Raw genomic sequence first — 11,679 nt, 5'->3', positions numbered from 1 at the left:
CCCGTTTCCTTGTTTGAGCATGATCTCCGCACAAACGCTTTGCGTTTGTCGCGAGGGAAAACCGGTTTTCACTTTTCCGGATCATGCTCCAATGCGTGCTCGATCAAACAGCCTGGCTGAGAATTTGGACGTATTCCTCCACCATCGTGTCTACTGAATAGCGCGACCTCAGGCCTTTGGCGTTTTGCCGCAGCTCGTCGCTCAACGTTCTATTCGTTAAGATTGTGGAAACGGCGGCCGATAGCTTCGCGTCGTCCGAAGCATCGACGAAGAGCGCCGTAGGCTTTCCTTCGAAAGACAATACCTCGCGCAAAACGGGGAGATCATTCACGACGGAAGGAACACCTGCGTTCGCGGCTTCAACGGCGGCCAGGCCGAAGGTTTCAGCTTGCGTGGGGAACACGAACACGTCGAGGCAGGCGAGAAAGTCAGCCATCCGTCGCGGTGGAATCTCACCGATAAAATGCACCCGGTCGGACACCTTCAACTCATCTGCCAACAGCCTCAGCCGTGTTTCGTCGGCGCCTTGCCCGGCCAGCGCAAGATGCCAGGACGGTTCGCCGGCCAGGAGACGTATCGCCGCGTCGAGCCGCTTGTGAGGGTGCAGTCTTGCTGCACAACCGAGTAATGCGCGATCCGGCGGCAGCTTGAACTGTTGGCGCGCAATATCCTTCGGCAGATCGAGCGATTTGTTGTCGAAACCGTGTGGGACATGCTTCATGCGCGATCGATAGGGCGCGGGATACCGCGCATACTCGCGCTCCATCTCCTGCGAGTTCAGCGTGATGCATTGGTAGAAGCCAACGCTGCCCATGACGATGTCGGCGGCGCGGACCGGCCAGCTCATCGACATCGCGGATGAAACCTGGTTGGCAATCACCGGAGCGCGACTGACGAGGCGCGATACGCCTCCGCCGATCACATTGCCAAAATGCTGGAACGTGAGGACGACATCGGGCCTGATGGTTCTGACATGGCCACCGAGCGTCCACAGCATCCGCAGCAGCGCCAGCGGATTTCCTGGCCGGTCCTGCGCGCAATAAAACGTATTCGGCGGCTCGTCGAAGGAATCCGATTTGCGGAAGAAAAACAGATTGAAGACCTCATAGCCGCGCGCGGCGAGGCCAGCCCCGAGCAGCCTTGTGATCTCCTGCGCACCGGCGTTCTCCGCCTGGGTCTGCACCAGAACGACGCGTCGCCTTGGCTTTATGCTGTTTGATCGATCACGTGACGCTGCCGAAGGTCGTATCGGTGCCTCGCGCAATTCTGTGCTTGGCTGGTAACGGAACACGGATTCCTCACCCGTTAAGGGAGTGGGGAGTCTTCCCCCATTTTCGCCATCGTGCCTATCACGCGATGCTCGATCGTACACCGGCTAGCGCGCAATGGGGTTAATGTTGCGCACCGCATATCGTTCGATCACGCGTCGCCTACAAGGGAGATGTCGTTGCATCGCGCGGAGCGTAGAGCGCGTTCGTTAACCAATTGGTCACGGCGTTGCCGAGAAAGGGTAACCGCCGATTAACCATAGATATTTACGTTGGGGCAGGCCACTGAACAGTGTCTGCCAGTTGAATTCGAGTCAAAACCCATGATGTTCGGTAGCCGCGCAGGCCCGAGAAGTTCCGGTCTGACGGAGCCCACGGCAGCATCGTGGGACACTCGCGAGCGGCCGTCTGGCACCGCCTCTGCCGAACGCATTAAGGGATTGCTAACTGTTTCAGGCATGCTTTCCTTTCTGCGGGAAAACGGCCGACGCATTTTGATGCTCGCGCTGGCCATCTTCGCCATTGGTGTCGTCGCTCTGCTGGTGATTCCGGTTCGGTATGCGGCAACCGCGCTGGTCGTTGTCGATCCTCGAGAGCAGCGCGTGACCGCGGATCAGGACGTGCTGCCAGGTATCGGCCAGGATGCCGCCGCGCTTCAGAGCCTGGTTGAAATCGCCAAGTCCGATGGCTTCCTCCGGCCGCTTATCGAGCAGCTTAAGATTCAAGACGACGAGGACATCGCCGGCGGCCAAACCGACAGCACGCGTCTGCTCGAACGATTCCGCAACCGGCTCGATATTTCCCGCCGCGGGCTGACCTATGTTATCGCAATAAAGTTCACCTCGAACCGTCCGGAGCGGGCAGCTTACTACGCCAATGCGATCGCCGAGGCGTTCGTCGCCAACCAGGGCCGTGTCCGCACCGAGGCGACCGACGAAGCCGCCGACTGGCTCAGTAGCCGGCTCAAGACATTGAACGATCGGTTGAGGGCATCAGAGGACGCCGTTGCCGCGTTCAAGCTCGAGCACCGGATCGTCAATGCCGGCAAGGATGCGACGACCCAGCAATTGCGCGTCACCGATCTGACGCAGCAAGTTTCCGCCGCTCGCGCCCGCACCGAAGAAGCAAGAGCGCGCTACGAGCAGGCGCAGCGCGACCTCAAGGCGAATGTTGATGGCCCGGTCAGACAGGACCTGCTGAGTGCCCTGCGAGCGCAGCGGTCGGCGCTCAATGACCAGATCGCGCAGAAACGTGCGGTGTTCGGCGATCGTCATCCCGACCTCGTCATATCCTACAGCCAGTTGAACGATCTCAACAGGCAGATCGAGATCGAGCGGAAGAAGAACATCGAAACCGCGAAGTCTGAATATGAAGCGCAACGCGAGCAGCAGAAATCGCTGGAAGACCAGTTAAAGGCGGTGGAATCGCAGATACTGATCGACGGTCAGGCACTCGTCAGACTGCAGGAGCTGCAGCGCGACGCGGAGGCCAACAGGAATATCTACGAACAGTTTCTGTCGCGGTTCAAGACCACCAATGAGCAGCGCCTGCTGCAGAGTTCGCAAACCAAGATCGCTTCGCTTGCCATTCCGCCTCTTCGTCCGACCCGGCCGCCGCTCCCGTTGCTCCTCGCCGCACTCGCGATTGCCTCGATATTGATATCGACGGCGATAGTTGCCGTACCGAACATCAAGAGCGTTCTAGATAAGCCCGCTGTGAAGATTCGCCAGGCGAATTCAGTTTCGCTCCAGCCTGAATTGCCGGCCCAGCCCGAATCGCCGCCGAAACTGCCGGTCTGGGTCCGGATTCCCGACCTTCCGGCACAGGAACTCACCAGAAGCGTCTGGCAAAAGCCGATTGCGGCGACCGAACTTGATCTGGGTGCCTATCTGCGCCCGCTGATCGAGAAGATCGATAAGTTGCCGGGAGCTGGCGGGAAGGTAGCGCTCGTGATGTCGATCGCGAACGGCGCAGGAGGCAGCACCGTGGCGCGATCGCTGAATCGGTCCGCCGTGAACAAGGGGATGCTCAGCGTTCTGATCGAGCTGCAATCGGATCTCCTTGCTGTACAGCCCACCGCGGCCAGCCGGCAGGAGCGGGGCGTCACCAGGTCGGATCTTCGCTCGGTCAATGTGCTCCTGAGCGCCAGCGCGCAAACAGGCGCGCTTCCTGCCGACGACATTCGCAAAGAGTTCGACCTGATCGTCGTCGATGCGTCAACCGTTGCAGCCCACTCCGACGTGAGGACGCTCGCAGCCCATGCCGACCTGATCGTCGTGGTCGTTCGCGACGGAGCCGCCGTTCCGGCGGCAATTCAACGGGCGACGGCGGGCCTGTTGAGGTCCGATGCCGTGCCGACAGGACTCGTCGTCAATCGCGTATCCATCAGTTCCGTCATTGCGCAGTCTCAGCGCGAGACCTTGGGGCTGGCGAGCTGAACGGATTCTAGTCCTTCGTGTCTGCGACACGGACCGCATAAGGCCCTGCTTTCGAGGACAAGCGGCGAGAGAGCACAAGGATCGAAGGATCAACGCCGGTTCGGCGACGGCACAGCACGTTGAGGGCGATGGTGGCGACTGCCAGCGAAACAGTGGCCGAGATGGCGGCGCCGAGCACACCGAGCCAGGGAATTAGCACGAGGAATCCGATCAGCCGCAGCACGACGTTCGCGGCTATGACGGGAACATAGTCGCCCTCATGGCCGGTCACCTGCAGTATGGCCGCGGACGGACCGCCGGCCGCCTGAAAGGCCGTTCCGAGCGCGAGCACGATCAATACCCATTGCTGCGCCACGAAATGAGGTCCGAACAGGCCGAGAAGATGGGGCGCGCCGATCCAGACAAGGACGAGCCCGGCGATAACGCAAAGCGCGGTCACCTCCGCCATGAGTTGCAGCGTGTGGCCGAATTCCTGGTGATTTCTGCTGAAGTAGAGCGAGGGCAGGCGACGCGCGCCGAAACTGTAAAGTGCGGCCGAAAGCATGGCGAAGATGTTCGCCAGACGGGAGGCCGCAAAATAGACGCCGGCCGTGGCCGAATCCAGCATCCAGTAAATCAGGATCACATCGAAGTACTGATTGGCAGCTTCAAGAATGGAAGAGACCCAGAAGTGAAGCGCGCTCGATCTCCAGCGTGAGCTCTCCGAGCGCGCCGGCACATTGCGCAAATTCGGCAGAGCGCGTGCAATCGAAACGATTTGAACGACGAGCCCAATAGCCATGGCGATCGCCATCACGGTGAGCAGTTGTGCGGGATCGAGCCGCCCATGGCCGAACAACGTCGCGAGCAGAACCAGCACGACGGCGACCCGCCAGAAAAACTCCCGGTTGCCTTCCCCCATCAGAATGCTGATGAGCGATCGTGCGATCTGGCTGCCGAGCATCAGCCCCGCATTCACCGCCGTAAAGGCGGATACGGCCAGGATCAGCAGCCACCCGTCACCGCGCACGCTCGCGCCTGCCGCGATGGCAGCAATGACGATGAGCATCCCGATGGCGGAGATCTTCAGGCTCGATAGCAGTACACCTTTGGCGAGATCGGCCTGTTCTCGCACCTGATATTCATTCAAGAACCGAACCAGCAGCAGTTCCTGGCCGAAAAGCCCCACGACCGATGCGATCTGGGCGACAGAAAGCCACATCGCAAAAGCGCCAAATGCATCCGGCGACATGGTTCGCGCTGCCAGCGAAAAGAGCGCGAACGCAAGGCCGCCGCCGCCAACCTTGAGAAGGATGGTCCCGGCAACACCGCGCGTCACGTCGCGCCGTATCAATTGGAGAATGGTATCTATCATGCGAAGTACAGGGCATCTATCCTTTCAAGATGCTCGTAGCTGGCTCGCGGCCGAGCCTAGCACGCGCGCAAGCCGAGAGTGTTAATGTTCGGCTCCTGAGATTTCGTTCTGCTCGTAGGGCTAATGCTCCGGCTTGCGACGTCCAGCGATTCTGAGGCCTTGCCTCAATCTGGAACGCCGCTGTCCCGTCTGTCTCCAGACAGGGCAAACGATGATGTCCAGGAACGGCCGCTGCCGCGGCACGAAGATGTTGACGGAAGCCAAATCCGCGCAACCAGTGGGCGTCTGGGTAGAAATGGCTTCCAGGCCTGACGGTAAACAATGGTCCATCCTGCCGCTGAGCAATCGGGGAATAGATTTCACGATGTTTGTTGAGCAAAGCTCGTGCCGAGAGATTTTCTGATTTGGACCCAGCACGCCGGCGTTAACCGCGATCCTGAAAAGTAATCAAGCCGGCTCGGCGAAGTGGAGATCCGGCGAGAAAATTGCAGTTCGGCGGCCATCAATCGTCGGAGCCGACAACATGATGGTGAACAAGGTGACACAGCCGACCGCGGAAGAGGGATGTGAAGCCATCACCACAGACGTCGCGATTGTCGGCGGTGGGTTGGCGGGATCGCTCGCGGCGGCAGTGCTCGCCAGGGCGGGATACCGCGTCGTCCTGATCGACAAGCGCGCGGTCTATCCGGAAGAATTCCGCGTCGAAAAAATCGCCGGACGACAAGTCGATGTCTTTCGCAGGCTGGGTTTCATCCGCGAACTCGAGGCGGTCGCGTGTGCGTACGACCGGGTCCTCAATATCAGGGAAGGAAGGGTCGTCGACGTCAGCGCCGGCCAAACCTACGGCCTTCCCTATGCCGATCTCGTTGCCCTGGCACGAGGTCTGATGCCGGCTCATTCCGGCTTCATTGTCGATCAGGTCACCGCTGCGAGCTGCAGCGATGACGTTCAACATCTCGTTTTGGCCTCCGGAAAGCGCGTCACTGCACGTCTCGTTGTCCTGGCGACGGGGATGGCCGGGGCTCTTGGATACAGCCTCGGAATCACGCGACGCATTCTCGCCGAGCGTCATTCGGTTTCGTTCGGCTTCACGATTGCACGTCCCGACAATTCGCCGTTCGAATTCGAGGCGCTGACCTGTTATGGCGTACGGGCCGCCGACGGCGTCGATTATCTCAGCCTGTTTCCGGTGCGCGGCGGCATGCGGGCAAACCTGTTCATGTTTCGCGATCCGACGGATCCGATCATGCGCGAGCTCAGACGGGACACAAAATCAACGCTGCTTCGCCTTATGCCGGGATTGCAATCCTATCTCGGAGCTTTCAGCGTTATCGGTCCGGTGCAGAATTGGGTGATGGACCTGTCTGCTGCCGAAGGACATCTGCAGCCGGGCGTCGTGCTGATCGGCGACGCGTTTCAAACCAACTGTCCAGCAGCCGGCACCGGAGTGAGCCGTCTTCTGGTGGATGTCGAGCGTCTTTGCACGGAATATGTGCCACGCTGGCTCGAAACCAGCGGCATGGGCAAGGACAAGATATCTGAGTTCTATTCCGATCCGGAAAAGATTGCAGCCGACCAACACTCTCTGCAAATGGCGCGCTTTCGGCAGGCGCTGACGTCGAGCAGCGACATAAGATGGAATGTACGCCGCCGGGTACATTTTCTTCGACGCAATATCACCCATCGGGTCGACGGTATCAGGCCGGGATGGATCGCGCGCGTGCGTGGCGCGCTTCGTGCCTAGAGCATTTTCAAGGTCAGGTACGGGCCGGCAGCAGCTTGAATTCGGCCATCCTCTTGGCGGCCGATTTGATCCAGGGGGCCTGTCGTAACGCGAACAGAGCAAGCGAGCCGGCGACACTGCCCGCCTGGGTCACGCTCCACAACGGCGAGGGCTGGCCGCCGAACATCTTCTTGTACGGCTCGTCGCCAATGGTGAAGTCGAGGATTTGATCGCCGCGCTCGATACAATCCCTGGCGACTTGTTCGAACATCAGCGCGCCAATGGACTGGCTCTTGTATCCCGCGATGTCGAAGGCGCTCATGATGATGAGGAAGCTGCCGCGGTGGCACAATGCCAGCACTGCCGCAATCAGGTCTCCGTCCATTTTCATGGTGTAAAGCCTAACGAAGGCACCTAGTCCGTGGAGCGCCACCGAAGAATAGAAGTCGAAATATTCGGGACGTTGCAACAGGTCGCCGTCGCCATGGGCTCGAAACCGCGGGCCACGAAAGTTCTTCATCATTTCCATCGCGGCCATGATGGATGCACTGTCGTCGCAGCATGAAAAGCTCAACGCGCCCTTCTTCTGGAGCTGGCGCAGCTTCTTTGCGAGTTCCTTCTGATAGGAGCGGCTCAGTGCGCTCGCTCGCCATTGCTCGAACGGGGCGACAAGGACTGTCGCGTACGCGTTCATCTCCATGATGATGCGGCGAGGCGCTGCCAGGAGATTTTCGAGCGGCATTCTTCCATCACGAAGTTTGGACATCCGCAAGAGATCGAAGGGTTTGACGAGCCGCCGGAGCGTCAGGCAGGCCTCCTGGTCCTGGAGCAGCTCAGAAAACACCTCGGCCGTGCAGACAGGGGCCAGATAGTCGGACACACGGAGATCAGCGAATTCAACCGTCTGCATCGGTCCGCGCGGCACCCGCACCATGGGCAACACCATGGCCAGCCGTCCGGTTGCGCGACGGCGGATCGCGACGACCAGAGGCTTGGCTGCTGCAGCGGGCGCGAGCTTGCGATAGAGCGTGTCCAGCCACACCGGATGCTGGAAGGCCGTTGCGTCCGACCCATCAAACAGTTCGGCGTATTCTTGGGACAAAAAATCGAATGTGTCGTCGATGCAGACGTCGAACGTGTCGTTATTATTCTTGTTCATACGGGCGATGGATAAGCCGGACTTTTCACGGCGCCGGTTGAGCCGGAGCTGCGACCTTCTAGCACGGGCAGACCGGCGGAGACACCGGCAGAGTGCGGTCTGTATTAATGTATTGTGGTTGTTGCCCGGTGCCGGCGCTTTGCCAAGCGCTTGAGGATGACTGACCTTGCGCTCACAGCGCAGCGTGTAACACTTCGTTATGGTTAGCGCGCTCGCACGCGTCGTAGCAGACGGTTAACCAGTTCAGGCATCGTCGTATTGCTGCACGCGGTGCGCGCTGACGATGGACCGCGTATTGCAGTTGGCGTGGACAACAATAGGAAACTTCAACTGAAGTGCTTGAATCATGATGCAAGAGCAGATTTCCGGCCCGATTTCGATGTCACGGGACGAAGACGAACGCAGTTGGCGTGTCGGTTTCGGTCGGACTGTCTCAACCGTCCGGATTCGTGACACTTCGCGCGGAGGGCCGACACGGTCGTCAAAGGGCGCAACTTCACACCGTCAGCCGTCGGAAGCAGATGATCTGCGTGAACGTCGCGCGAACCTCATCGGAAGAGCTGCTACCGCCGAGATCCCCCGCGTCACCGTCGGAGGGCTCCGGCTCGCGGTGCTTGATCTCGAGCAGACCGCGGATTTCATGATCGAACAGGTTTCGCCAAAGCGCCGTGCGAACCGTCCGCTGTATCTGACCTCGGCCAATGGCGAGGTGGTGGCACGCTGCTCGACCGAGCCTTTGACGGACCGCCTGTTCCGCGCCGCCGACCTCATCAATGGCGACGGACAGCCGCTGGTCACGGTGTCGCGGATCAAGTCATCGCGGCCGCTGCCGGAGCGGGTCGCGACCACTGACCTGTTCCACGTCGTCGCGCGCAAGGCCGAGGCGGCCGGGCTTTCCTTCTACATGCTGGGCGCCGACGAGGCGGAGAATGCAGCCGCCGTCGCCAATGTCCGCCGAATGTATCCGAAGCTGAAGATCGTCGGCCATTCGCATGGCTATCTGCGCGGCGACGCGCTGCGCGCCAAGGTCGACGAGGTCAATGCGCTGGCGCCCGACTATCTCTGGGTTGCGCTCGGCGTGCCCCACGAGCAGGCCTTTGTCGAGGAGTTCACGCCGCGGCTCTCCAAAGTCGGTGTCATCAAGACCTCGGGCGGGCTGTTCAACTTCCTTTCCGGCAGCCGCCGCCGCGCGCCGCGATGGATGCAGAATGTGGGGCTTGAATGGGCCTGGCGGGTCTGGCTCGAGCCGCGCCGCCTGCTCTGGCGCTACCTGAGCACCAACCCGCGTGCGCTCTATCTGCTATTCAACAGGAGCCATTCCATGCCACGCAAGCGCGACCAACGCGCGACGGGCGGCGATAGCAAATAATTAACCGTGCTTCACGAAGCTCGTCCCATGACCGGAGCACAAATTCAGATGGATGCGAGCGCGCTCGACGGCGCGATCCGGCAAACGCGCGGTGTCGACATCGAGCGGGCCGCCAAGGCCATCATGAGTTGGTCCATCACCATCAACGTGGTGGCATCGATGGGGACCTTCAACACTGCGCTGCTGGCGGTGGAACAGACTTATCTGCAGCAGTTCGCGGCGCTGTCGATGTGGATTCTGCTGATTTATGCAAGCGCGTTCGTGCGCCCCAATCTGCGGCTGGGGGGCAATCCCGACCTGATCGCGATCGTCTCATTTTACGTCCTTGCCGCCATTTCGGTGCTTTGGACAAATCTGGGCGTTGCGGCCATCATGAAAAGCGCCGCTCTTGCAATAACAACCTTCGGCGCATTCTGCCTTATCACGCGACTTGACGTCGACGATATCGTCAAATCGATCACTCGGGGCTTCTTTGTACTGGTTGCGGCATCTGCTTTTTTCGCGGCGTTCGTGCCGGATATCGGAATTGACCGCAGTTGGATGCACAACGGTCAATGGCAAGGTGTCTATGAATCAAAGCAGACGCTCGGCTTCGTGGGCGCCTATCTCATGTTCTTTGCCTATTATCGAAAGATAACAGGGCAGAAATGGCTGCCCTTCCTCGTTACATTCCTGCTCGCTTCAACGTGCGTCCTCGCTTCGGGATCGCGAGGCGCCGGCGCCGTGGCGTTGGCGGCTTGCGGCTTGCTGTTCACCTCCCTGCGGTCGGTGAATTGCATGAAAGTCTTTGCGGTGTTGCCCTTTGTCATGTGCATCATGGCGGGCGTCTTGATCCTGTACTTTTACCTGACCGGATACGACGCCATCCATGTCCTTGATTGGAGGATCGACTTCACCGAGAGAACCTTCATCTGGCAGTACGCGATAAGCCACTTCGACGATGCGCCCTTGCTCGGTTTTGGAATAAACGGATTTTGGACGACCCAGTCAATTTACGACTATTTCGAGCAGAACCACGGTTGGGTGCTCGACAACTATCACAGCGGCTACCTCGCCATTCTCATGGAAACGGGATTTCTGGGTTACCTGCTTTTTGCCGCAAGCGTCTTCCTGTTTTCGAACAAGGTGCTCTATCTGATTTCAACTCGATCGATCGATCGGTTTCATTGTGCCCTGATCATAGGGTTTTCCGTCCTCAGTTTTCAGACCAATTTCACGGAGACGATATTTCTTCGTTCCACGATGTTTACGTCGGTGCTTTTGCTGGCGTTCTTCCTCGCAACTTGCCGGCCGGCGATGCCGGAAGATCACGGCTATCGCGAGCTGGCGCAGAAATGATCGCTTTACTTGCTCGTTGGCTGAAAGCGTTCAGACCGCCACTGCTGGCATTTGTTCTTGCTGTGTGGATCCTACCGGCTTACGGGTCCGAACAGATCGCGTCCCACGACGTGGCGGCGTTGGGACGCGGCATCAATATTCTGGGATATGACGGCATCTGGGAAGGCGCCGAGAATGCGCCATTCCGTTTGGAGAACCTGACTGCAATTCAACAGGCCGGCTTCTCGCACGTCAGAATCAATTTCTTCGGCTTCAAGCACATGGACTCGGATAGCATCCTTGATGAAGCTGTCTTGAAACGCCTCGATGCAGTTATCGAGGAGGTCCTGGCGAGGAAGCTCATTCCGATTCTTGATGAGCATGACACCGATTTCTGCCAGCGTTATATCGCGGGATGCGTCGAGAAGCTCAAATCGTTCTGGAAGCAGATCGCGTCGCGTTATGCAGGGAAATATCCCGAGCTCGTATTCGAAATCTTGAACGAGCCCGGGGGACATATGACCTCGGCCGAATGGAACTCACTGCTCAATGAATGTCTTGGCATCGTCCGGGTCACGAACCCGGAGCGAACCGTAATTGTCGCTGTTCTTAACACCGACGAGGCGCCCATTGACGAATTGGTTCTGCCGGCCGGCGACAGAAAACTCATTGTGACGTTTCACTATTACGCGCCGATCAGGTTTACGCATCAGGGTGCGCCATGGTCGCGAATATTTTCGACGATCGGGCCTCTCGATTGGGGTGCCCCTGAGGATGAGGCAAGAGTTGTCGCTGATTTCACCAGGATCAATCTCTGGTCACAGCGAGAAAAACGTCCGATCTATCTTGGCGAGTTCGGGGTTTATGAGCGCGCTCCAACGGGAAGCCGCCTGAGATACTTGTCGTCCGTGGCGAGGAACGCCGACCGATTTGGCTGGGCGTGGGCCTACTGGCAGTTCGATCACGATTTCGCTGCGTTCGATAGCGCCCGTCAGACCTGGAATTGGGACGTCTTGCGCGCCCTCATTCCGTCCGCACATTGAAGTCGGGT

Annotated in this window: 8 protein-coding genes; 5 read left to right on the top strand and 3 right to left on the bottom strand. The window is 59.3% G+C overall.

Features of this window, described 5'->3' with window-relative positions:
• Positions 1-103 precede the first annotated feature (103 nt).
• Positions 104-1,249 (bottom strand): glycosyltransferase family 4 protein, encoded by a 1,146-nt coding sequence (locus tag K288_RS0112455; protein ID WP_051334511.1) that lies wholly within the window; start codon positions 1,247-1,249, stop codon positions 104-106.
• Positions 1,250-1,591: 342 nt separating this feature from the next.
• Here K288_RS0112455 and K288_RS0112450 point away from each other — a divergent pair, with 342 nt between their 5' ends.
• Positions 1,592-3,706 carry an exopolysaccharide transport family protein gene (locus K288_RS0112450; RefSeq protein WP_027579848.1) on the top strand — a complete coding sequence of 705 codons (2,115 nt, stop codon included), beginning with the start codon at positions 1,592-1,594 and terminating at the stop codon, positions 3,704-3,706.
• Positions 3,707-3,713: 7 nt separating this feature from the next.
• Here K288_RS0112450 and K288_RS0112445 read toward each other — a convergent pair whose 3' ends face one another.
• A complete protein-coding gene (locus K288_RS0112445; RefSeq protein WP_027579847.1) occupies positions 3,714-5,060 on the bottom strand; it encodes a polysaccharide biosynthesis C-terminal domain-containing protein in 1,347 nt (448 codons plus the stop codon).
• Positions 5,061-5,583: 523 nt separating this feature from the next.
• Here K288_RS0112445 and K288_RS0112440 point away from each other — a divergent pair.
• Entirely contained in the window at positions 5,584-6,804 is a 1,221-nt protein-coding gene (locus K288_RS0112440) for an NAD(P)/FAD-dependent oxidoreductase (protein WP_027579846.1), read from the top strand.
• 13 nt (positions 6,805-6,817) lie between these two features.
• On the opposite strand, the gene K288_RS0112435 is transcribed toward K288_RS0112440, so the two are convergent.
• A complete protein-coding gene (locus K288_RS0112435; RefSeq protein WP_027579845.1) occupies positions 6,818-7,942 on the bottom strand; it encodes a GNAT family N-acetyltransferase in 1,125 nt (374 codons plus the stop codon).
• A 526-nt stretch (positions 7,943-8,468) separates the two neighbouring features.
• On the opposite strand from K288_RS0112435, the gene K288_RS45355 reads away from it, so the two are divergent.
• Genes K288_RS45355 through K288_RS0112420 form a run of 3 tightly spaced genes read left to right on the top strand, consistent with a single transcriptional unit; the run spans position 8,469 to position 11,671 of the window.
• Positions 8,469-9,311, top strand: a complete 843-nt coding sequence (locus tag K288_RS45355; protein ID WP_051334510.1) for a WecB/TagA/CpsF family glycosyltransferase — start codon at positions 8,469-8,471, stop codon at positions 9,309-9,311.
• A gap of 27 nt (positions 9,312-9,338) precedes the next feature.
• A complete protein-coding gene (locus tag K288_RS0112425; RefSeq protein ID WP_027579844.1) occupies positions 9,339-10,649 on the top strand; it encodes an O-antigen ligase family protein in 1,311 nt (436 codons plus the stop codon).
• Entirely contained in the window at positions 10,646-11,671 is a 1,026-nt protein-coding gene (locus K288_RS0112420; protein WP_027579843.1) for a cellulase family glycosylhydrolase, read from the top strand. Before K288_RS0112425 ends, K288_RS0112420 begins: the two co-directional genes overlap by 4 nt.
• Positions 11,672-11,679 lie beyond the last annotated feature (8 nt).

It is taken from the genome of Bradyrhizobium sp. Ai1a-2 (assembly GCF_000426245.1).
Taxonomy (GTDB): Bacteria; Pseudomonadota; Alphaproteobacteria; order Rhizobiales; family Xanthobacteraceae; genus Bradyrhizobium.
This window is presented reverse-complemented; position numbering and strand designations above follow the sequence as displayed.

Coding starts and splice junctions, on each gene's coding strand:
- K288_RS0112450 (WP_027579848.1), top strand. CDS start 1,592: ATGATGTTCGGTAGCCGCGCAGGCCCGAGAAGTTCCGGTCTGACGGAG.
- K288_RS0112445 (WP_027579847.1), bottom strand. CDS start 5,060: ATGATAGATACCATTCTCCAATTGATACGGCGCGACGTGACGCGCGGT.
- K288_RS0112440 (WP_027579846.1), top strand. CDS start 5,584: ATGATGGTGAACAAGGTGACACAGCCGACCGCGGAAGAGGGATGTGAA.
- K288_RS0112435 (WP_027579845.1), bottom strand. CDS start 7,942: ATGAACAAGAATAATAACGACACGTTCGACGTCTGCATCGACGACACA.
- K288_RS0112425 (WP_027579844.1), top strand. CDS start 9,339: ATGACCGGAGCACAAATTCAGATGGATGCGAGCGCGCTCGACGGCGCG.
- K288_RS0112420 (WP_027579843.1), top strand. CDS start 10,646: ATGATCGCTTTACTTGCTCGTTGGCTGAAAGCGTTCAGACCGCCACTG.